We start from the raw sequence: 18,635 nt of genomic DNA, 5'->3' as shown, positions 1-18,635 counted from the left end.
AGTGTGCGCTGCCGGGACATCCGCCTGCGTGGACGGGCCCTAAGGTCCTTCCTCGACGGGCTGAGCGCCGAGTGGCCGAGCGGCTTTCGTCCACCGACACTGAGTGCTGAACCCCCGCATGCGACGGCGTTGCCCCAGGAGATGGCGCTGTGAATTCCTTCTCACCCGGTTTCCGCGGGCGCTCCCGTTCCCTTGCGGACCGACTGCCTCCAGGGCAGTACCCGACCGAGTCTTTTCCCGTGCTGTCCGCCGGGCCCACGCCGCGGGTCCCCACCGAGACCTGGGCCTTCACGGTGACCACGGAACTCGGTGACACGCACAGCTGGACCTGGGAACAGATGATGGCCCTGCCGCAGCAGGAGACAGTCCAGGACATTCACTGTGTGACGCGCTGGTCGAAGTTCGACACGCACTGGCGCGGGGTGCCCCTCGACGCCTTCCTGGAGGACGTCGAGACGGCCGCGGATTACGTCGTCGTCAGCAGCTACGGCGGTTACACCACCAATCTCCCGCTGGAGGACCTGCTCGACGGCAAGGCCTGGATCGCCCACACCTATGACGGCTATCCGCTCTCGCCCGAGCACGGCGGACCCGCTCGGCTGCTCGTGCCGCACCTCTACTTCTGGAAGTCGGCCAAGTGGGTGCGCGGACTGCGGCTCACCTTGGAGGACGACCCGGGCTTCTGGGAGTCGGTCGGGTATCACAACTACGGTGACCCGTGGCGCGAGCAGCGCAACTGGGGCGACTGACCGTGGCCATCGCCTGGCGCCGAGCACGGCTCGTAGAGCGCCGCCCCCAGACCGCCACCGCCCGTTCCCTGGTCCTGACCGTGCCCGGCTGGCCCGGCCACCTGCCCGGCCAGCACGTCGACGTACGGCTCACCGCCGACGACGGCTACCAGGCCGTGCGCAGTTACTCTCTGGCCGCGCCCGCCGACGCCGACCGTATCGAGCTGGGCGTGCAGACCGTTCCCGACGGGGAGGTCTCGCCGTATCTGGCCGACGACCTGCCGCTGGGCGCGGACGTGGAAGTACGCGGCCCGCTCGGCAACTGGTTCGTCTGGCGCACCGAGCAGACCGAGCCGGTGCTCCTGGTCGCGGGCGGCTCCGGCGTCGTCCCCCTGGCGGCCATGGTCCGCGCCCACCGCCGGGCACAGTCGCGCAGCCCCTTCCACCTGCTGTACTCCGTACGCACCCCCGACGAGATCTGGTACCGCGACCACCTGGCCGACGGGGATCCCCGTCTCGACGTCCGCATCGTGTACACGCGGCAGGCTCCACCGGGCAGTACGCGCGCTCCGGGCCGTATCGCACCGGCCGACCTGGAAGAGCCGACGGCCCGGCTCGAACCGACGAGCCCCGTCTATGTCTGCGGGCCCACCGGATTCGTCGAGGCCGTCGGCAACCTGCTGACCGACATGGGGCGAGACCCCGCCACCATCCGTACCGAACGCTTCGGGTGACAGACCCTCAACCGCACCGAGCGCTTCGGACGGCATCCGATCCTCAGCGCACCGAGCGGTTCGGACGACCATCGATCCTCACCGCACGGGAGGTCCTCATGGCAGACGCAACCGGCCACCTCGACGGCAACTGCCTCGCCGGCCCGCTCTCGGAGATCCTCTCCGTGGAGCCCACCACGGCCTGGTGGCGCTGTCCCGAGTGCGCGCGGTCGGGCCCGCTCGCCGGGCTGCACGTCTACGGACCCGAACCGGGCCTGACCGCACGGTGCCCCGGCTGCGCGTACATCGCCCTGCGGCTGGTCAGGGAAGGGGAGCACATCTGGCTCACCGTGGGCGGCGGCACCGGCGCGTTCCGCTTCCGTACCGCGTAACAGCGGAGCGACCCCTCCTGGCGGAGCGACCCTCCTGCCCCGAATCCTCACTCCGTGAGCAGCCGCTCCCGCTGGTGTGCGGCAGCGGCAGCGGGAGCGGCGTCGGCGGCCTGTGCGCTCAGGAGCGCACCAGGGGAGTGTCGACCAGGTGCTCGGCCAGGAACCAGGCCTGCAGCTCACCGGTGCGGATCACCTGGGAGACCAGCAGGTCGTTGGTGCCGTCGTCGCCCAGCTCGGCGGTCCGGGCAGCCGCGTCATGGGCCTCCACCAGGATCGTCTCGTGGGCCGCCAGCAACCGCGACAGCATGGCCGGGACTTCCTCCACCCCGTCCGGGGGCCGCGGGATCGAGGTGATCTCCGCGACGTGCCGGGGGTCGCCCACCGCGACACCCCCCAGGGTCTGGACCCGCTCCGCGATCGTGTCGACGATTTCCAGCTGTTCTCCCGCGTGCTTGTCCAGGAGCAGGTGCAGCTGGTAGAAGGTCGCGCCGCGCATGTTCCAGTGGTGCTTCTTGTAGAGCCCGTAGAGGATCTGCGTGTCCGCCAGGACCCTGTTGAGGCGCTGGCAGGAGTACATGCGCGCTTCATAGGAGAGGCCGAGGGGGAACTGCTTGACGGTTCCGAACTCCTGGATCACCTCGCCCTTCTGATGCAGCCACGGCTGGCTGCTCGCGGGCTTGGAGCTGGTGGTCATCACATGCCTCCTGCGATGCTGTGCTGTTGGTACACCAGTGACGCTAGGCGCGGATGCCGGGGGCGCGTTGTCCAAGAGCGCATGCGGTGGAGCCCGTGAGCGCACCGTGCCCCGCCGCCGGTCCCAGCCGTTCACTCTCGGACCGAGGGCCGTGCGCTCACCGACACGGGTCGCCGTCCGCTCGCCCTGGCCCCGGTGCCCGGCGGCTCGTCGCGGCCGCATGGACACCGGGCCGCCCCGCACGGAGACCGGGCCGCCCCGCACGGACACCGGGGCGCCGGACGCATCCGCGCCGGAACCACCGGCGGCCGGAACGACCAGGCGGCGGCCTACCGCCTGACGGCAAAGGGCGGACGGCCGGCTGACCCGAGGGACCGGACGCCTCACGGGCCCCCGAGGCGAAACGGGGGCATATCCGGCCGTCGGCGTCATGCCCACGGACGGACAGATGCGGGCCGCGGAGAGCCTGTGGGCGGTCGGCAACATCACCGGGCGCGGCGTCGTCACCCGCGTGTCGATGTACCGGGCCCGGATCGCCGTACGCGACATCCTGGGCAGGCCCGGCCTTCACGCTGCCTGACCCATGGCGGTGTCCCCGGGCGCACACAAAGGAACCGCGCGGGCGCCCTCAGGACGCCCGCGCGGTTCCTTTCGCGACGAGATCAGCTCGTGGCGCGCACCGCGTCACGGATCAGGTCGGCGACCACCTTCGGCTGGGAGACGGCGACGGCGTGCGACGCGCCCTCGATCTCGACGATGGTCGCGCCGGCCCGCTTCGCGGCGAAGCGCTGCACCTCCGGGTTGATGGCGTGGTCCGCGCCGGCCACGAGCGCCCAGGACGGCTTGGTCTTCCACGCGGCCGCCGTGGCGGTCTCCGTGAACGCCGAGGCGGCGAGCGGACGCTGCGCCACCGCCAGGACCTTCGTGACCACAGCGGGCACATCGGCGGCGAACACCGACGGGAAGGCATCCTTGGTGATGGTGACCTCGACGGCGGGGTCACTGTCCGCGACGGGGTAGGTCCACTGCTTCAGATTGCTGGCCAGCGGAGAGTCGGGGAAGCGGCCCTGCAGTTCACCGAGGCTCTCGCCCTCTTCGAGGACGTAGGCCGCCACATAGACCAGTCCCACGACGTTCTCCGTCACGCCGGCCTCGGTGATGAGCGCCCCACCGTACGAGTGGCCCACGAGCACGACGGGCCCGTCGATCTGGGAGGCCACGGACGCGATGTAGGCGGCGTCGGACGCGAGGCCACGCAGCGGGTTCGGCGGCGCCAGGACGGGGATGCCGCTGCTCTGCAGTTCGGCGATGACCCCGGACCAGCTGGCCGCGTCGGCGAACGCGCCGTGCACGAGGACAACGGTGGGGGCGGGCGTGGTCATGTGTGGGTTCTCTCCTTGGGCTCAGACGGTCTCAAGCGGGCTGAGGCGGTCTCAGCCGGCGTGGAGGGCGGTGCGCAGGGTGCCGACGGCGAGGGTGATGGCGGCTTCGGCGGCGTGGGTCTCGCGCAGGGCGTTGAGCATCACGAAGTCGTGGATGATGCCCTGGAAGCGGACTGCGGTGACGGGGACGCCGGCTTCGCGGAGCTTGTTGGCGTATGCCTCGCCCTCGTCGCGCAGGACGTCGGCCTCGCCGGTGATGACCAGGGCCGGGGGCAGGCCGGTGAGCTGCTCGGTGGTGGCGCGCAGCGGGGAGGCGGTGATCTGGGCGCGCTCGGCCTCGTCGGTCGTGTACTGGTTCCAGAACCACTGCATGCCGTCGCGGCGCAGGAAGTAGCCGGTGGCGAACTGGTGGTAGGAGCCGGTGTCGAAGTTCGCGTCGGTGACCGGGTAGAACAGGACCTGCTGGAGGAGCGGGATGCCGCCGCGTTCCTTGGCCATCAGGGTCAGCGCGGCGGTCATGTTGCCGCCGACGGAGTCGCCGGCGACGGCCAGCCGGGAGCCGTCCAGGTTCTTGGACGCGCCCTGTTCGACGACCCACTGGGCGACGGTGTAGTTCTGCTCGATGGCGACCGGGTAGCGGGCCTCGGGGGAGAGGTCGTACTCGGGGAAGACGACGGCGGCCTGGGCGCCGACGGCGAGTTCGCGCACGAGGCGGTCGTGGGTGTGGGCGTTGCCGAAGACCCAGCCCGCGCCGTGGATGTAGAGGATGACGGGCAGGGTGCCCTGGGCGCCGGCGGGCTTGACGATGCGTGCCCGGACGCTGCCGGTCGGACCGCCCGAGACGGTGATCCATTCCTCGTCGACGGCGGGCTTGTCGATCTCGCCGGACTGCACCTCGTCGACGGCCTTGCGGCCCTCGGCCGGGGGCAGGTCGAACAGGTAGGGCGGGTTGGCGGTGGCTTCGGCGAAGGCGGCTGCCGCCGGTTCCAGTACCGGCTTCACCGGCTCTGCAGCGTCGTGCATGGGGGTCTCCTGAGCTTTCGTGCGGTGCGCCGGGGCCGTCCCCGGAGCGGACGCTCATCACGCTAGAGCTGCGGTACGGACACGAATGGTCCGTAAGCGCACGAGCCTTGACCCGGCAGCGCACTGAACGCGTCAGTGGCAGCAGGGCCGCGCTTCCCGGCCGGCGGTGTTCCGCCCCTCGCTGGGGGACATGCCGTAGGCGGCGCGGAAGACCCGGCTGAAGTGCGTGGCACTGAGAAAATCCCAGCGGCTCGCCATGGCCGCGATGGTCCGGTTGGCGCGTGCCGACATGGCGGTGTGTCACCGATCGCTCACCGTCCTCGAGCGGGCCCGGTGCCGCGGCCCGCCATGGGCGGGGACACGGCCGGGACAGGGCGCTGACGGGGCAGAGCCGGTGCACGGACGGTCAAGGGGGCGCGACGAGCCGCCCTAGCCTGGTCGCCGACCGTACCCGAATGGCATACGCGACGTTCGCCGAAACCCGCGTCTGCACGTCCGCCCCCATGGAACGCCATGAGCACTGCTCCCTCATCGACACGGCCGGCCCGGCCGGATTCGGCCTGGGCCCCGCTTGTCGTACCCGTCTTCCGGGCGCTGTGGATCGCCCAGTTGGTCTCCAACGTCGGCAGTTGGATGCAGACGGTGGGCGCCCAGTGGCTGCTCATCGAGAACGACGCGGCTCTGGTCACTCTGGTGCAGACGGCCTCCAGCCTGCCCATCGTGCTGCTGGCCCTGCCCTCGGGCGTGGTCGCCGACCGCTATGACCGCCGCAGGGTGCTCGTGGCCGCCCAGTGCGCGATGCTGGCGGTCTCGGGCGTGCTGACCGGGCTGGCGTTCGCGGATGTGCTCACTCCGGTGCTCCTGCTCGTTCTCACCTTCCTCCTCGGATGCGGCACCGCCCTGATGGGCCCGGCCTGGCAGGCGATCCAGCCCGAACTCGTGGAACGGAGCAGCCTCAAACAGGCGGCGGCGCTCGGCGCCGTCAACATGAATCTCGCCCGGGCACTGGGACCGGCACTCGGCGGAGCGGTGGTGGCCATAGCCGGTGCGCCCTGGGTGTTCGCCTTCAACGCCGTCTCCTACCTCGGGATCACAGCCGTCCTTATCCTGTGGCGGCGGCCCGAACCGGCCCGACCCGTGGGCGGCGGCGAGAAGCTGCTGCCCGCGCTGTACGCCGGGCGTCGCTATGTCTGGCACGCCCCGGGCGTCCGCCGGATCCTCCTGCGTACGCTCCTGTTCGTTCCGGGCGGTGCGGCCCTGTGGTCGCTGCTGCCGCTCGTCGCCAGCCGTTCCCTGCACCTGGGATCGGGAGGCTACGGGCTGCTGCTGGGCGCGGTCGGTGCCGGAGCCGTGGCGGGCGCGTTCGTACTGCCCCGGATCAGCCGGGCCCTCGGTGCCAATGGCACCCTGGGCGCCGGTGCCCTCGTCTTCGCCTCCGTTCTCGCGGTACTGGCCACCGTGCGCGTCCCATGGGTCGCGGCCATCGCGCTGCTGCCCGCCGGCCTGGCGTGGATCGGCGTCCTGTCCACCCTCAACGCGGCCATGCAGACACGGCTCCCCGGCTGGGTCAGGGCCCGTGGTCTCGCCGCCTACCTCCTGGTCTTCCAGGGCGGACAGGCGCTGGCCGCGCCGTTGTGGGGCGCCCTCGCCGACTGGCTGGGACTCGCCTTCGCGTTGCTCGCCGGAAGCGCGCTCCTGCTGGGCAGCGCGTTGAGCCTGCGTCGTAGTCCGCTGCACGGCACGGACGGCATCGATCCGTCGCTGTCCGACCACTGGCCCACGCCACCCCTGCTGTTCGAGCCCGCGCCGGCCGACGGCCCGGTTCTGGTCTCCGTCTCCTACCGCGTGGCGCCCGGCAACGCGGCGGCCTTCGCCGACTACATGCGTCACGTCGCCCGTTCCCGGCGGCGCACGGGGGCTCTCGTCTGGGGCCTGTATCAGGACGGCCGAGAACCGGGGCATTTCATCGAGAACTACCTGGTCGCCTCCTGGTCGGAACACCTGGCCCAGCATCACAGCCGGCTCACGGTCACGGACCGCCGCCACGAGGAGCGGGCGCGCGGGCTCCTCGCGCCCGGCACCCGGCCGGAGGTGACCCACGCGTTCGACACCTCGTCGGGCCCCGTCGTCCCGGAAGACGGCCTGTCACCCCCTCGGTGACCGGCCGTCAGCCCTGAGTGTCAACGGTGCCCCTCCGTTTCTCCTACGGCTGGTGATCGCCGCCCCGGGCGGGGCGGTGGCCGACGCGACGGATCACTGCTGGACGGCGTCTGCCCGCACCGGATGCTTGCTCATGATCGAGACGCGGTTGAACGCGTTGATGGTGATCGCGACCCAGATCACCGCGGAGATCTGGTCCTCGGTCAGTACCTGACGGGCGGTGTCGTAGGCCGATTCCTGCGCGCCGGCGTCGGACGGATCGGTGGCCGCCTCAGCCAGGGCGAGCGCAGCGCGTTCCAGGGGCGTGAACAGTTCGGTGTCCCGCCATGCCGCCAGCACTCCCAGCCGCTGCGTCGTCTCGCCCGCGCGCAGGGCGGCCCTGGTGTGCAGGCTGAGGCAGTAGGCGCAGCCGTTGAGCTGCGACACACGGAGATTGATCAGTTCTACGATGCCCCGGTCGAGCCCCGCGTCGGCGGCGACCGCGCGAACCGCTTCGGACGTCTGCACCAGTGCGTGGTAGGCCTTCGGGCTCTGCTTGTCGATGAAGATCCGCTGGACTGCGGGCCCTGTCGTGTGGATGCTCAACGGGAGACTCCTCCGGGCCGTGTCCGGCTCCGCTGTGACGTCGTGCGCTTGGTCGGTTCTCGGATTATGATCCAGGCGTATTTGTTGAATGTAAAACATCATGCTGTGAGAGGTGGCGCACGGTGAGCAATCTTGAAGCGGAGGTCGACGTACTCTCCCCTCGGGATGTCCCGCTGGGCGGCCCGCGGGCGATGACCGTGCGGCGTACGCTTCCGCAGCGCGCCCGGACGTTGATCGGTGCCTGGTGTTTCGTCGATCACTACGGCCCTGACGACGTCGCATCGACGGGCGGCATGGATGTCGCCCCGCACCCGCACACCGGGTTGCAGACGGTGAGCTGGCTGTTCAGCGGGGAGATCGAGCACCGTGACAGCCTGGGCAGCCACGCCTTCGTACGGCCCGGCGAGCTGAACCTCATGACGGGCGGGTACGGCATCAGCCACTCGGAGGTCTCGACCGCGCGGACCACGGTCCTGCACGGCGTCCAGCTGTGGGTGGCGCTGCCCGAGGAACACCGGCACACGGGACGGGACTTCCAGCACTACGCGCCCGAACCCGTACGGCTCGACGGGGCCGAGATCAGGGTCTTCCTGGGCTCCCTCGCCGGACATGACTCCCCGGTACGGACGTTCACGCCGCTGCTGGGCGCCGAAGTGCTCCTGGAACCGGGAGCAACGGTCACGCTCGCCGTGGACCCCGGCTTCGAGCACGGACTCCTCGTCGACCACGGCACCGTCCGCATGGGCGACACGTCGCTGCGCCCCGCGGAGTTGGGCTATGCGCCCACCGGCGGCGACACGCTGACCTTGGTGAACGAGTCGGACGACATGGCCCGCACGGTCCTGCTCGGCGGAACCCCGTTCGAGGAGCAGATCGTCATGTGGTGGAACTTCATCGGCCGCAGCCACGAGGACATCATCCAAGCCCGGAACGACTGGCAGGAGGCCTCCGATCGCTTCGGATCGGTCTCGGGATACGACGGGGACCGTCTTCCCGCCCCGGCGCTGCCGAACGCCCGGATCGCACCCCGCGACAACCCACCGCGTCGCTGACACGCACCGACCGAGAGGAACCCGATGCACCCCTCCCCCACCGATCCCGTCGTCGAGCGGGTGGACGCCAAGCACCGTTACGAGATCCTGGTCGACGGCAAGCGTGCCGGTCTGACCGCCTACCGGGACCACGGAGCACAGCGAGTCTTCTACCACACGGAGGTCGACGACGCCTTCGCCGGACAGGGCCTGGCCTCCCAGCTGGTCCAGCAGGCGCTCACCGACGTGCGGGACGCCGGGAAGCGGATCGTCCCGGTCTGCCCCTACGTGGCCAAGTTCCTGAAGCGGCATGACGAGTTCGGCGACATCACCGACCCGGTGACCCCCGAGATCCTGCAGTGGCTGAACACGGAGTTGGGCTGACGGCCTTGGCACGGCGGAGAAGAGCCCCCTCTCTCCCGGCGTCACCGCGGCTGTGCGGTGGCGCTACGCTCGCCTGTCGGTGCGCCAGGTGCGCAGCAGTTCCTCGGCCTCGGCCGCCTTGGCGATGTTGCCCGAGACCTTGAAGAGTTCGCGGGCTTCAGCCAGCACCGTACGGGCCTGTGCGAACTCGTGCTGGTGGTGAAGAGCTTGGGCGAGTCCGTGGAGAATCAGCCCCCTGAGGTTGGGGATGAGCACCCTCGAAAAGGCCGGCGGCACTCACCGCCACCGCCTTCTCGGGCAACAGCGACAGCAGCGGACTGGTGGCGACGTATGTGACGCGCCTGGCCCAGAGCATGGGGACGTTCGACGTGTCTGTCGGACGCAGGCTCGGCGTCGTCGCGGCGGACCTGATCGCCATGCTCGTCCAGGAGCGGTCCGGAAAGCTGAACCCGCAGGCCCCGGAATCGGCTCACGCCATGCTGGCACTGACCAAGGAATACATATCCGGAATCTGGCCAATCCCAGCCTGTCACCGCAGGTGATCGCGGACGCGCACAACATGTCCGTCCGGTATCTCCACAAGCTCTTCGAGCAAGAAGAGATCACCGTGAGCCGCTGGATCCTGCGGCAACGTTTGGAGAGGTGCCGACGGGATCTGTTGCGCGCCACGGGCACGGCCCCCACCGTGGCGCGCGTCGCCCGGCGCTGGGGCTTCGTGAGCCCCAGCCACTTCAGCCGCGCCTTCCGTGCCGCGTACGGGATGTCTCCCCGCGAATGGCAGACCGCCAAGCCGCTGCCTCAAGGCCGCCTGGACACCGCCGACCTCACTTGACGGCCCCGCTGGTAGCCCCGGCGGTGACGTAACGCTGAGCGACGATGAGCAGCGCGGCCGCCGGGGCGGAAGCCAGGACGGCGGTGGCCATGGTGGCGTTCCACTGGTTCGTGTGAGCGCCGATGTACTGGTAGATGCCCAGGGTGATCGGCCGTACGGTCTCCGTGGTGGTCAGCGTGAGGGCGAAGAGGAAGTCGCTCCAGGCGAAGAGGAAGGTGAAAATGGCGGCGGTGATCAGTGCGTTCCTGCTCACCGGGAGCACCACGGAGCGGAAGACACGCAGCCTCCCGGCGCCGTCCACTCGCGCGGCGTCGATGATCTCCCGGGGAATGCCCTGCATGAAGGAACGCAGGATGATGATCGCGAAGGGGACCCCGGCGGTGGAGTCGGCGAGGATCAGTCCGAGGTAGGAGTTCAGGAGTCCCAGGTCGTTGTAGGCGCTGTAGAGCGCGTTGGCCACGACGATGCTCGGCACCATCTGGGTCATCAGGATGCCGAAGACCACGAGGTTGGTTCCCCGGATGGGGAACTGGGCCAGCGCGTAGGCCGCCGGTGCGGCGATCGCGAGGCTGAGCACGACGCTGCCGAGGGCCACGACGAGGCTGGTGACGAGGTTGCGGCCCTGATCGCGCAGTGCGGTGGCGTAACCGCTGAGGTCCGGGTGGAAGGGGAACCAGCCTCCCTGGAGTGTGTTGCCCGCCGGTTGCAGGGAGGCGTTCACCATCCAGTAGACGGGAAACAGCATCAGCGCGAGCAGGACGATCCCGATGATCGTGGACGGCCAACCGCGGGCCGGGGCGCGCTTCACGGGATCACCTCTCACACGTTCCGGGCGCGCCGGTTGGCACGCAGGTAGACGAAGGCGAAGGCAAGCGAGATGGCGATGAGTATGTTGCTCATCGCGGCACCGCGCCCGAACTGGAACTGCTGGAAGGACAGCTCGTAGGACTGGGTGGCGAGGGTCTCCGTGGCGTTGGCCGGTCCTCCGCCCGTCACCACAAGGATGATGTCCAGCACCTTGACCGTGTAGACCACGCCCAGCACCAGGACGACGCCGGCCACGGGCCGCAGCAGCGGCCAGGTGACATAGCGGAACGATGTCACCGGACCGGCTCCGTCCAGCTTCGCCGCCTCGTACAGGTGCGGCGGTATGTCTTGCAGGCCGCCGTACAGGATCGCGGTGTTGAAGGGGATCCCGACCCAGATGTTGATGAGGATCACCGACACGAGTGCCTGTGAGGTGCCGGTCAGCCAGGGGATGCCGGACTGTACGACGTGAAGACCGCGCAGCGCGTCGTTCAACACGCCCGTGTCGGTGTCGAGCATCCACTTCCACGTCGTTCCGGAGACGACCAGCGGCAGCAGCCACGGCAGCAACAGGAGCGACCGCAGAACGCCGCCGAGCGGGAAGCGGCGTTGGAAGAACAGGGCGAAGGCCAGGCCGAGCACGAACTGGCCGACGATCGAACCGGCGGTGAACAGGACCGTGGTCAGCAGGGCCTTGGTGAACAGGTCCGACGACAGGATCTTTGAGTAGTTCTGCAGTCCCACAAACGGAGCGGCACCGGTGTAGAACGTCGTGGTGGTGTACTGCTGGAAGCTCATCACGACGTTCTTGACGATCGGATAGCCGAAGAACAGCAGCAGGTACGCCACCGCGGGCACGAGGAACATCCACTGGGCCAGCCGCTCCCCACAGCGTGCCCGGGTCACCGCCTTGCTCATCCGGGGGGTCGGGAACAGGTCAGGAACCGGTCGCGATCTGCTGCGCATGCTTGAGGGCTTCCTCCGGTGTCTGCTGGCCCGTCAGCGCGGACTGGATCGCGGTGTATATCCCGGTCGCCGCCTTGGGCCACTTGACGCCGAGTTCGCCGGTACGGTCCCGGGCCTCTTCGACGCTTTTGACGAAGGCAGCCATCGACGGGACCTGCTCGGCGTACTGGGCGGCCACCGCTGTGCGGGAGGGCACGGTGAAGTTCTGCTTGGCCAGGGCGAGCATGTGCGTGGGGTCGTTCAGGCAGGCGAGTACCTGGGCGGCCTTCTCCTGCCGGGCCTTGGAAGCGGTCTTGGGGACCGTCCACACCTCACCGCCGAGCGGTGTGACAAGCGTCTGCCCCGTCCGGCGGACGGGAATGGGGGCCACCCCCCAGTGCAGGTTCTTGGTTTCGTTCAGGGCGGAGATCCGCCAGGGGCCGTTGAGCATCATGGCCGTCTTGCCGGCGACGAACTGGTCGTGGAGGTCGGCCTGCGTCCAGTTCAGTACCGACTTCGACATGGATCCGCTCTTCACCAGGTCGACCCACAGCTGGAGCGCCTGCGCGGCCTGCGGGGTGTCCAGCCGCTTCTCGTCCCCGCCGTTGGACCACAGGAACGGCAGGAACTGCCAGGTGCCCTCGAACGTGGCGTTCGCGTCGACCGCCATGCCGTAGCGCCCGGGCCGGGTCAGCTTGGCCGCCGCCGCCTTCAGCTCGTCCCAGGTCCTCGGCACGGCGACACCGGCCTCGGAGAGCATGTCCTTGTTGTAGAAGAGGGCGATCGTGCCGACGCTGGGCGCCAGTCCGTACACCTTTCCTCTGTAGGTGCCCGCCGACAGGATGCCCTTGGCGAAGCCGCTGGTGTCGACGCCGTACTGGTCCAGCGGGGCCAGCGCGCCGGTCTGTGCGATCTGCTGGAGGTCGGGGTTGTCCAGCATCAACAGGTCGGGAAGGGTCCGCGACGACGCCTGTTGCAGGACCTTGGGGATGAGCGACGCCCCAGGAACACTGGTGTGCTCGACCGTTACGCCGGCGCTCTTGCCGCAGGCGGTGAGCCGCTCGCTCCACTGGGCGTGCTCGGATGCGTCGGTGTAGTAGTCGAGGGCGGTGATGGAGGTTACCTCGCCCGCGGTCGATCCGGCGTCGGTTCCACCACCGCACCCGGTGGCGAGCAGTGCCAGGACGACGGTTCCGGTCAGGAGGGCGGCGATCCGCCGCGCCGGCAGTCTGGCCGGTGAGATCATGGTGGTGCCTTTACCGAGTGTGACGTCTGGGGCTTGGGGGCTCTGGGGCTTGGGGGCGGCGTCGGGAGGTGAAGACGGTTTCCAAGACCGCCGTCGCAACTCGACCAGGGTAAGCCTGTAGGCGAAGGCCGAATGCGTCAAGATCCGGTACGAGACGGTCCATACCGATACCTTCCGATGCAATGGGTCGTGTCGGACTCTGTTCAGAAGAGGTGTCGGAGCTCGTCACCGCTGCCGCGACCAGTGCTTTGTTCGGCGGCTTCCCGGATCATCGCGACCATGGCGTCGGGCTGCGACAGCGCAACTGCGTGCGATGCGTCCAGCACGTACTCGGTGGCCGCCATGCGCTGTGCCATGAAGCGCTGAGCGGTGGGGCTGAGTAGCCGGCCGGCGCTCGCGATGGCGTACCAGGACGGCTTGGAAGCCCAGGCCGGCGGGCCCGATCTGCTGGTCAGCGCGCTTTGGGCGATCGGGCGTTGCGCCACGGACATCACGTGTGTGATGACCGCGCCGCCGTAGTCGTGGCCGACCAGCACGACAGGGACATCGATGTCATGGACCACGCTCCTGATGTAGGCGGCGTCCTGCGCGAGACCGCGCAGTGGGTTCGCCGGGACACGCACCACTGATTTCGCGGCTTGAAGAAGGCTGATGACCCCGGCCCAGGACGAGGCGTCGGTGAACGCCCCGTGCACGAGGACGATGGTCGGCGTGGGGCTGTGCATGACGGTGGCCGCCGACTGAGTGTGGGGAGGTCCCAGCCAAGCACGTTCAGATGTGGCAGGGCATCGCGTGAACGTACCTACTGGTCCGCTCAGCTTTCGGGCAAGGCCAGGACCAGGTTGGCGAGCTGAACGCGGGAGTTGACCGACAGCTTGCGGAAGACGGACGTCAGGTGCGTGTTGACCGTGTGCGGGGAGACGACGAGCAGGTCGGCGGCCGACCGGTTGGTGTGGCCCTCGGCGATGAGGCGTGCGACCTTCCTCTCCGAGGCCGTGAGGGCCCCCCATCCCTGCACGGGGCGCTGTGTGGTCGCTACCGCCCTGCGGCCGCCCGCCCCCGCACCCTCCAGAGCGCGCTGTACGCGTGCCGCCGCGGCGGGGGCGCCCGACTCGGCGAACGCTCCCTGGGCGTAAGTCAGAGCGGCCACCGCCTCAGGTTTCCGGCCGGCCGCCAGAAGCGCCTGGCCGAGATCGGCGTGGGCGGCGGCCCGGACCAGCGGGCGAGGGCTTGCCCTGAGCAGCTCGGCGGAGCGCTGCAGCATGGCGAGATCGTTTTTCACCAGCCCGAGGGCCTGCGCCGCGATGCCCGTGGCGGTGGGCACGGCGGGGTTGCGTTCGGCGTGGGCTTCGGCCTGTGCGGCCAGATCCTCGGCGAGCTCGTGGTCCGCGCCGCGCAGAGCCATGCGTATCGCGAGATCGACCCAGTCGCGCAACAGCCGCCAGCGCATGAAGAACCCTTTTTCCTGCACCTGCCGGATCTTGTCGACGGCAAGCTCGATGTCCCCGTCGGCCTCGGCGTGGACCGCTTCCAGGAAGCGCACCGCGGCCGTGTTGCCCGGGTTCGGTTTGACCGCCAGTCTTTCTCGCGCTTCGGCCAGGTGCTCCCGCGCCGCTTCCCTGTCGCCGCGCAGCAGGGCGATCCGGGAGCGGATCACGCGACCGTTCACCTGCTGGACGGGGACCTGTACCTCGTCTTCCAGGCGTTCCATGGTCGCGAAGTCGGCGTCGGCGTCGTCGAGCCTGCCGAGCCCCAGATCGTGCAGGCCTTGTGCCCAAAGCATCATGGCCTGACGGAACGACCCGGCACTGTCCGCCGCCCGCAGGAGCACCCGCTCGCTGGACGCGAAGTCGTCCACGTGCGTGTACGCGACGATCTCCTCAGGAAGGAAAGCGGAATCGACGGCGCTGAGCGCGGCAAAGCGCTCCAGTGCGACGGCGTTCTCACCCGCGTTCTGCGCGATCTCGCCGAGCCCGGACAGGGCCAGGACGTGCGCCTCCCGGTCACCGGCCGCGGTGGCAGCGCGCAGCGCGGTCTCGCCGGCCTCACGCGCCGCAGCGAGATCCTGCCCCCGGGACAGAGCCAGCGCGCGCAGGGCGGCCAGTCTCGCCCCGACCTCCGGGGCGGCGCCCCCCATGGCCAGAGCCGTCTCGGCCCGGCGGCGCAACTCGTCGGCGACATCCATGCTCCACAGCGTCCCGCCCAGGGCGGCCTGCAACCGGCTGAAGGTCTCCAGCGGTGGTCGGTAGGCCAGCAGCTGGTCGCCGGTCGCCAGCGCCTCACGGTTCCTGCCCGCCTGTGTCAGGCAGACGATCGTCTGCTCACCCACGGCGTACCTCAGCGGCCGCGCGGAGGGCACCAGTTCCAGGGCCCGCGTCATCAGGTCGGCCGCGAGCCCCGGCGTGACCGGCAGTACGTCGTCAGCGGCGCGCCGCAGCAACCCCACGGCTTCCTCGTCTCCGGGCAGGGCGCCCCTGAGAATGTGCGGCACCGCGTCGATCGGCCGGCCGCCCGCGGCGACAAGGTGGTGGGCAGCCTCTCGGTGCAGAGCCTTCCGGGCCGACGGCGGGATGTCGACATAGACCGCCTGGCGCAGCAGATCGTGCCGGAAAACCAGATGATCGCCGTCGTCGTCCAGGAGTCCGGCGTGCACCGCCTCCTCCAGCGCCGCAATCAACATGGCGGACGGTTGACCGCAGAGCGCGGCGGCGTCGTAGAAGCCGAACCTGCGTCCCAGTACGGCTCCCATCTGAAGGAAGCGCAGTGTGTCGGGTTGTAGGGACTTGAGTCTGCCGCGCACACCCACCACGAGCCCTGGGGGCACCAGCTCATCGGATGCCTCGGCCTTCCGCACTCCCGCGAGCATCTCGATCGCCAGAAACGGGTTCCCACCGGCTCCGTCGAGCAAGTCCCGTACTCGCTCGTCAGCAGCTGCACCCAGGGTGTCGCCGGCCAGTTGGCAGATGGCCGCGCCGGACAGGGGCCCCAAGCGCACAGTGACCGTCGGTAGTTCGTCCCTCGCAGCTGCGACGATCTCCTCCGCCGGACCAGTCGGCTCCCGTCGCCCGGTCACCATCCACAGCACCGGAGAGCTGCGCAAGCGTGTCGGCAGCTGCTGCAGAGCGAACCGGCTCAACGGGTCGGCCCACTGCACGTCGTCCAGAGCGATCAGCACCGGCACACTGCCGGCCCTTGCTTCGATCACCTCCGCCAGGCGCTCCACCAGCCAGATCCGCTGATCGTGATGGCGGGCGAGATCGGCAAAGACATCGCCGGACAGCAGCGGCTGCTCGCCGTGCACGACGCAGGACGCCAACGAGGAGAGCGGCACGACGCGATGCAGCTCATCGGCCTTGCCGACGCCGACGGAGAACCCCGCTGCCCTGGCCAGGGAGACGGCCTCGGCGAGCAGCGTGGTCTTACCGATGCCCGGCTCCCCCTGAATCAGGGCCAACCCGCCGCTTCCGGTGCGGGCCACCGAGGCGATCAGCGCTTGCAGCTCTTCGAGCTCGATCTCTCGGCCCCGCAGACCACTACGGGACAGCGCTCCGCCCGACTCTGCCACTCACGTCCCCTGTCCGCACTCATCGGCCGAAACCGGGCTCAGGCCCGGCCGACTACCGCCTCCGCCCCCGTCGGCGTCGGCTGCCGGTGCCGAGAGGCGGCTCCGGCCGGCGCGACGATGCGCCGGGTGCCAACTATCGCAAAAACGGCAGCTCAGTGCACACGTGGTCATTCGGCGAGTGATTGCGGCCTCATCGCCGGCGGACGCGCTGGTAGGGCTGGGCGGCAGGACGATCCGTCGCCGCGGCCCGCCGTGTCCCTGGCCCGTTCGGCGAGGCGAACATCACACAGGATCGGCGGCAGGCCGGCCGACGTCGCGGCTACCCCACGGCCTCCGGCACGCTCGACGCGCCACTCGGCGACGGGGACACGCGCGGCCCTCGTACCGCAGCATCCCGCCACTGGACGGGGGACATCCCGTAAGAGTCCCGGAACACCCGGCTGAAGTGGGCGGCACTGGGGAAACCCCACCGGCGAGCCACTGCGGCGATGGTCCGGCTCGCCGACTCCCGTCGGGCCAGCTCACGTCGGCACTCCTGCAGCCGACGGCGCTGGATCCACCGGCTGACGGTGACGTCCTCGGTCTGGAAGAGCTTGTGCAGGTAGCGCACGGAGATCTGGTGGGCCTGGGCTATGGCCTCCGGCGTCAGGTCCGGATCGGCCAGATGCCGGTCGATGAATGCCTGGATCCGCAGCAGCAGCACCTGGGCGCCGCTCGGTGTGTCACCTGCCCCCTGGCGAAGTCGCTCCTCGGCCAGGACAGTGAGAAGGTCGACAACGTGACGAGCGAGTACCTCACCGGTTCGCGACGGGTACGTTGCCGCCGTGTCCACGAGCTTGGTCAGAAAGGGTGACAGCAGTGAGCCCATCGCTGTGTCGGGCCGGATGGGTGTCGCCGTGATCCGTTGCAGGTCGGACTCTCTCAGGCCCAGAACCTGCCGCGGCAGGACAAGGAATTTCGTCTGGAAGTGATGGGGGAACTCCAGCCGCATGGGGCGTGCCATGTCGAAGAAGAAGATCTCCCCTGGATTCAGACAGGCCTCGCGGGCGTCCTGCTCGACTCTGGCGACGCCCCTGCACAAAAGCTCGACGCCCACGTACTCGTCATTGCCCTGTGCGATCAACCGCGGAGTCCGCCGCGCCCGCAGAGGGGCGCCATCCACCGCATTGGTCTGCAGATGGCCCAGCGGGGACGTTCGGATGGTTCCCGAGCGGACCTCCTCCAGGACGGATATGTCAACTGCGGGGAATGTCTGGGAGAGGGCTTCGCGCCAGTACGTCTGTCTTTGATGGATGGGTACCGAATCCGTGGTGTAGAAGGTGCCCGAGAGCTGCTGTGGCTCCGGCATCGATGTATCCGGCGACATGATCTCCGCCCTTCAGCCGGTGTGCTTTGCGCACACCGTGCCAGCGGGCCAGCGTCGGCACATCGCGTGAATCCGCTAGATCCGGGGCGCGGCCGGCCGGACCTGCCGGGCGGTCCGTCATTCGCGTCCCGCCATGAGCTCGGCGATGAGGCGGTCCAGGTCGATATGCAGCCCCTCCGCGCCCGGTGGCACGACCAGATCGGCCTGTTGCAGAAAAACGGTGACTGCCGAAGCCGCGATTTCCAGCACGGCGGCTCCCTTGGTGGACCTGACGACCAGGCGCACCGAGTTGCGATGGCAGCGGTGCCCGGGTAGCACGAGGACATCTCCCTCACCCACCGGCCGGCGCAGACCCTGCGCCAGGAGACTGCGGGCGAAAACCCAGTCGACCGTGCCGGTCGATGTGCCTCCCAGGGAGAGGCACACGGCGTAGGGGTCTCTCCTGTCGTAGCGCAGCTCGGCGGGCAGTGATATCGGCGGTTCGTCCGTGACGATGACGTGCACCACCACCTCATGGGTGACGGAGGTCCAGTCGCCGGCGCCGGAAAACGACTGAGTCATTTCGTACCTCGATCAGTTGCTTCCTAGGTATCTTGCTTTACAAATGACCCTAAATCCTCCGATTCACAGTGCTTGCCGAAGAATGTACGAAGTGTTGCCCGTGAGAGCACGAAACACGGGCTTTCACGCACCGATGAGCCCCTGTGGGGCTCAGGTCGATGAGCGCCACAGGGGCTCGGGTGCGCGACCCCGGTCGGTGCGCAGCGTGCCCGCCCTGTGGC

The 18,635-nt window shown here is 69.3% G+C and carries 21 protein-coding genes and 1 pseudogene; 9 read left to right on the top strand and 13 right to left on the bottom strand.

Annotation, left to right across the window (positions count from 1 at the left end; translation table 11 throughout):
- Positions 1-149: 149 nt before the first annotated feature.
- From Q2K21_RS18820 to Q2K21_RS18810, 3 genes are all read left to right on the top strand, one after another.
- The gene (locus Q2K21_RS18820) at positions 150-749 is read left to right on the top strand and encodes a sulfite oxidase-like oxidoreductase (RefSeq protein ID WP_310772396.1); all 600 of its coding nucleotides are present in this window, start codon (positions 150-152) and stop codon (positions 747-749) included.
- Positions 719-1,462 carry a ferredoxin reductase gene (locus Q2K21_RS18815; RefSeq protein ID WP_310772394.1) on the top strand — a complete coding sequence of 248 codons (744 nt, stop codon included), beginning with the start codon at positions 719-721 and terminating at the stop codon, positions 1,460-1,462. Before Q2K21_RS18820 ends, Q2K21_RS18815 begins: the two co-directional genes overlap by 31 nt.
- A gap of 98 nt (positions 1,463-1,560) precedes the next feature.
- Entirely contained in the window at positions 1,561-1,833 is a 273-nt protein-coding gene (locus Q2K21_RS18810) for a DUF6510 family protein (RefSeq protein ID WP_310772392.1), read from the top strand.
- A gap of 118 nt (positions 1,834-1,951) precedes the next feature.
- Here the strand turns inward: Q2K21_RS18810 and Q2K21_RS18805 are convergent, their stop codons facing one another.
- A complete protein-coding gene (locus Q2K21_RS18805) occupies positions 1,952-2,527 on the bottom strand; it encodes a Dps family protein (RefSeq protein WP_310772390.1) in 576 nt (191 codons plus the stop codon).
- A 430-nt stretch (positions 2,528-2,957) separates the two neighbouring features.
- On the opposite strand from Q2K21_RS18805, the gene Q2K21_RS18800 reads away from it, so the two are divergent.
- The gene (locus Q2K21_RS18800; protein ID WP_310772388.1) at positions 2,958-3,107 is read left to right on the top strand and encodes a hypothetical protein; all 150 of its coding nucleotides are present in this window, start codon (positions 2,958-2,960) and stop codon (positions 3,105-3,107) included.
- Between the two features lie 82 nt (positions 3,108-3,189).
- Here Q2K21_RS18800 and Q2K21_RS18795 read toward each other — a convergent pair whose 3' ends face one another.
- The 3 genes and pseudogenes from Q2K21_RS18795 to Q2K21_RS18785 form a co-directional block, all read right to left on the bottom strand.
- The gene (locus Q2K21_RS18795) at positions 3,190-3,909 is read right to left on the bottom strand and encodes an alpha/beta fold hydrolase (protein WP_310772386.1); all 720 of its coding nucleotides are present in this window, start codon (positions 3,907-3,909) and stop codon (positions 3,190-3,192) included.
- A gap of 51 nt (positions 3,910-3,960) precedes the next feature.
- Positions 3,961-4,932 (bottom strand): alpha/beta hydrolase, encoded by a 972-nt coding sequence (locus tag Q2K21_RS18790; protein WP_310772384.1) that lies wholly within the window; start codon positions 4,930-4,932, stop codon positions 3,961-3,963.
- Positions 4,933-5,064: 132 nt separating this feature from the next.
- Positions 5,065-5,214, bottom strand: a pseudogene (locus Q2K21_RS18785) (AraC family transcriptional regulator); the annotation flags it as partial.
- Positions 5,215-5,445: 231 nt separating this feature from the next.
- Between Q2K21_RS18785 and Q2K21_RS18780 the strand changes: the two are divergent.
- On the top strand, positions 5,446-7,092 hold the full coding sequence (locus Q2K21_RS18780; RefSeq protein WP_310772381.1) for an MFS transporter: 1,647 nt from the start codon (positions 5,446-5,448) through the stop codon (positions 7,090-7,092).
- Positions 7,093-7,185: 93 nt separating this feature from the next.
- Here Q2K21_RS18780 and Q2K21_RS18775 read toward each other — a convergent pair whose 3' ends face one another.
- Positions 7,186-7,776, bottom strand: a complete 591-nt coding sequence (locus Q2K21_RS18775) for a carboxymuconolactone decarboxylase family protein (protein WP_386275847.1) — start codon at positions 7,774-7,776, stop codon at positions 7,186-7,188.
- A gap of 23 nt (positions 7,777-7,799) precedes the next feature.
- On the opposite strand from Q2K21_RS18775, the gene Q2K21_RS18770 reads away from it, so the two are divergent.
- Together Q2K21_RS18770 and Q2K21_RS18765 are read left to right on the top strand one after the other, a co-directional pair.
- Positions 7,800-8,729 carry a pirin family protein gene (locus Q2K21_RS18770; protein ID WP_310772377.1) on the top strand — a complete coding sequence of 310 codons (930 nt, stop codon included), beginning with the start codon at positions 7,800-7,802 and terminating at the stop codon, positions 8,727-8,729.
- A 24-nt stretch (positions 8,730-8,753) separates the two neighbouring features.
- Positions 8,754-9,092, top strand: coding sequence for a GNAT family N-acetyltransferase (locus Q2K21_RS18765; protein WP_310772375.1), 339 nt, complete (start codon positions 8,754-8,756; stop codon positions 9,090-9,092).
- 63 nt (positions 9,093-9,155) lie between these two features.
- Here the strand turns inward: Q2K21_RS18765 and Q2K21_RS18760 are convergent, their stop codons facing one another.
- Positions 9,156-9,347: a hypothetical protein gene (locus Q2K21_RS18760; RefSeq protein ID WP_310772373.1), complete on the bottom strand. Its 192-nt coding sequence runs from the start codon at positions 9,345-9,347 to the stop codon at positions 9,156-9,158.
- 65 nt (positions 9,348-9,412) lie between these two features.
- Here Q2K21_RS18760 and Q2K21_RS18755 point away from each other — a divergent pair, with 65 nt between their 5' ends.
- Complete coding sequence (locus Q2K21_RS18755; protein ID WP_310772371.1) at positions 9,413-9,634, top strand: hypothetical protein; 222 nt, start codon at positions 9,413-9,415, stop codon at positions 9,632-9,634.
- A complete protein-coding gene (locus Q2K21_RS18750; protein ID WP_310772369.1) occupies positions 9,631-9,924 on the top strand; it encodes a helix-turn-helix transcriptional regulator in 294 nt (97 codons plus the stop codon). The genes Q2K21_RS18755 and Q2K21_RS18750 overlap by 4 nt, the downstream gene beginning before the upstream one ends.
- Here the strand turns inward: Q2K21_RS18750 and Q2K21_RS18745 are convergent.
- The 7 genes from Q2K21_RS18745 to Q2K21_RS18715 form a co-directional block, all read right to left on the bottom strand.
- A complete protein-coding gene (locus tag Q2K21_RS18745) occupies positions 9,917-10,732 on the bottom strand; it encodes a carbohydrate ABC transporter permease (RefSeq protein ID WP_310772367.1) in 816 nt (271 codons plus the stop codon). The genes Q2K21_RS18750 and Q2K21_RS18745 overlap by 8 nt on opposite strands.
- Positions 10,733-10,743: 11 nt before the next feature.
- The gene (locus tag Q2K21_RS18740; RefSeq protein WP_386275845.1) at positions 10,744-11,649 is read right to left on the bottom strand and encodes a carbohydrate ABC transporter permease; all 906 of its coding nucleotides are present in this window, start codon (positions 11,647-11,649) and stop codon (positions 10,744-10,746) included.
- A gap of 19 nt (positions 11,650-11,668) precedes the next feature.
- Positions 11,669-12,922, bottom strand: a complete 1,254-nt coding sequence (locus Q2K21_RS18735; protein WP_310772363.1) for a sugar ABC transporter substrate-binding protein — start codon at positions 12,920-12,922, stop codon at positions 11,669-11,671.
- A 203-nt stretch (positions 12,923-13,125) separates the two neighbouring features.
- Positions 13,126-13,647 (bottom strand): alpha/beta fold hydrolase, encoded by a 522-nt coding sequence (locus tag Q2K21_RS18730; protein WP_310772360.1) that lies wholly within the window; start codon positions 13,645-13,647, stop codon positions 13,126-13,128.
- A gap of 89 nt (positions 13,648-13,736) precedes the next feature.
- Positions 13,737-16,487 (bottom strand): helix-turn-helix transcriptional regulator, encoded by a 2,751-nt coding sequence (locus tag Q2K21_RS18725; RefSeq protein WP_310772358.1) that lies wholly within the window; start codon positions 16,485-16,487, stop codon positions 13,737-13,739.
- 319 nt (positions 16,488-16,806) lie between these two features.
- Positions 16,807-17,835 carry an AraC-like ligand-binding domain-containing protein gene (locus Q2K21_RS18720; RefSeq protein WP_310772356.1) on the bottom strand — a complete coding sequence of 343 codons (1,029 nt, stop codon included), beginning with the start codon at positions 17,833-17,835 and terminating at the stop codon, positions 16,807-16,809.
- A 135-nt stretch (positions 17,836-17,970) separates the two neighbouring features.
- A complete protein-coding gene (locus Q2K21_RS18715) occupies positions 17,971-18,414 on the bottom strand; it encodes an SsgA family sporulation/cell division regulator (RefSeq protein WP_310772354.1) in 444 nt (147 codons plus the stop codon).
- Positions 18,415-18,635: the final 221 nt, after the last annotated feature.

It is taken from the genome of Streptomyces sp. CGMCC 4.7035 (assembly GCF_031583065.1).
GTDB lineage: Bacteria > Actinomycetota > Actinomycetes > Streptomycetales > Streptomycetaceae > Streptomyces > Streptomyces yaanensis.
This window is presented reverse-complemented; position numbering and strand designations above follow the sequence as displayed.

Excerpts from the sequence above, each read along its gene's own strand:
- Q2K21_RS18810 (WP_310772392.1), top strand. The coding sequence starts at position 1,561 with ATGGCAGACGCAACCGGCCACCTCGACGGCAACTGCCTCGCCGGCCCG.
- Q2K21_RS18805 (WP_310772390.1), bottom strand. The coding sequence starts at position 2,527 with ATGACCACCAGCTCCAAGCCCGCGAGCAGCCAGCCGTGGCTGCATCAG.
- Q2K21_RS18800 (WP_310772388.1), top strand. The coding sequence starts at position 2,958 with ATGCCCACGGACGGACAGATGCGGGCCGCGGAGAGCCTGTGGGCGGTC.
- Q2K21_RS18795 (WP_310772386.1), bottom strand. The coding sequence starts at position 3,909 with ATGACCACGCCCGCCCCCACCGTTGTCCTCGTGCACGGCGCGTTCGCC.
- Q2K21_RS18790 (WP_310772384.1), bottom strand. The coding sequence starts at position 4,932 with ATGCACGACGCTGCAGAGCCGGTGAAGCCGGTACTGGAACCGGCGGCA.
- Q2K21_RS18780 (WP_310772381.1), top strand. The coding sequence starts at position 5,446 with ATGAGCACTGCTCCCTCATCGACACGGCCGGCCCGGCCGGATTCGGCC.
- Q2K21_RS18775 (WP_386275847.1), bottom strand. The coding sequence starts at position 7,776 with ATGTTTTACATTCAACAAATACGCCTGGATCATAATCCGAGAACCGAC.
- Q2K21_RS18765 (WP_310772375.1), top strand. The coding sequence starts at position 8,754 with ATGCACCCCTCCCCCACCGATCCCGTCGTCGAGCGGGTGGACGCCAAG.
- Q2K21_RS18740 (WP_386275845.1), bottom strand. The coding sequence starts at position 11,649 with ATGAGCAAGGCGGTGACCCGGGCACGCTGTGGGGAGCGGCTGGCCCAG.
- Q2K21_RS18735 (WP_310772363.1), bottom strand. The coding sequence starts at position 12,922 with ATGATCTCACCGGCCAGACTGCCGGCGCGGCGGATCGCCGCCCTCCTG.
- Q2K21_RS18730 (WP_310772360.1), bottom strand. The coding sequence starts at position 13,647 with ATGCACAGCCCCACGCCGACCATCGTCCTCGTGCACGGGGCGTTCACC.
- Q2K21_RS18720 (WP_310772356.1), bottom strand. The coding sequence starts at position 17,835 with ATGCCGGAGCCACAGCAGCTCTCGGGCACCTTCTACACCACGGATTCG.
- Q2K21_RS18715 (WP_310772354.1), bottom strand. The coding sequence starts at position 18,414 with ATGACTCAGTCGTTTTCCGGCGCCGGCGACTGGACCTCCGTCACCCAT.